The 673-nt window shown below is 47.5% G+C and carries 1 protein-coding gene; it reads left to right on the top strand.

All coding sequences use genetic code 11. From position 1 onward, the window contains the following. Window positions 1–673, top strand: a 673-nt coding sequence (locus R7E38_RS22975) for an MFS transporter (protein ID WP_318082153.1), incomplete at both ends; no start/stop codon positions are given.

Genomic DNA, 673 nt, shown 5'->3' on the forward strand with positions numbered 1-673 from the left:
TCCCTGGAGCACAAGCGCTTTTGAGTGATTTTGGCTGGCAAGGCGCACTTCAAGCATTCGCTGTACTGTGTAGCTTTATGGTGATGTTTGCTCTGTTCATGAGAACTGCGAAGCCACAAGCCGGTACCTCTGCAAATGTTCAGGAAGACACACAAACCCTAAAAGAAGCATTAAAAGAAGCTTTCTCTCACAGAGGTTATTGGCTGATTCATGCAGGTTTCTTTGTGTGCGGCTTTCACGTGATGTTCATTGCAACTCACTTACCAAGTTATCTGGCAGATAAAGATTTACCAGTCTCAACCGCCGCAATGGCACTGGCGTATGTTGGCATCTTCAACATTTTTGGTTCGTACTTCTGGGGTGTTATGGCGGACCGCTTCAATAAACGCCATGTTATGTCTGCGCTGTATTTAATCCGCACGGTAGTGATTGGTGCTTTTGTGACTCTACCTGTCACCGAGCACACCGCAGTCATCTTTGGTGGTGCAATCGGCTTCTGTTGGTTAGGCACCGTACCTCTCACGTCTGGATTAGTCGGCCAGATTTTTGGGGCTCGTTACCTATCAACACTTTATGGCTTGGTATTTTTTACTCACCAAGTAGGAAGCTTCTTGGGGGCTTGGGTCGGTGGTCGCATCTACGATTACTACGGCTCATACGATCCAATCTGGTG

Origin of the sequence: Vibrio sp. Vb2131, from assembly GCF_033338535.1 — a bacterium.
Lineage (GTDB): Bacteria > Pseudomonadota > Gammaproteobacteria > Enterobacterales > Vibrionaceae > Vibrio > Vibrio alginolyticus.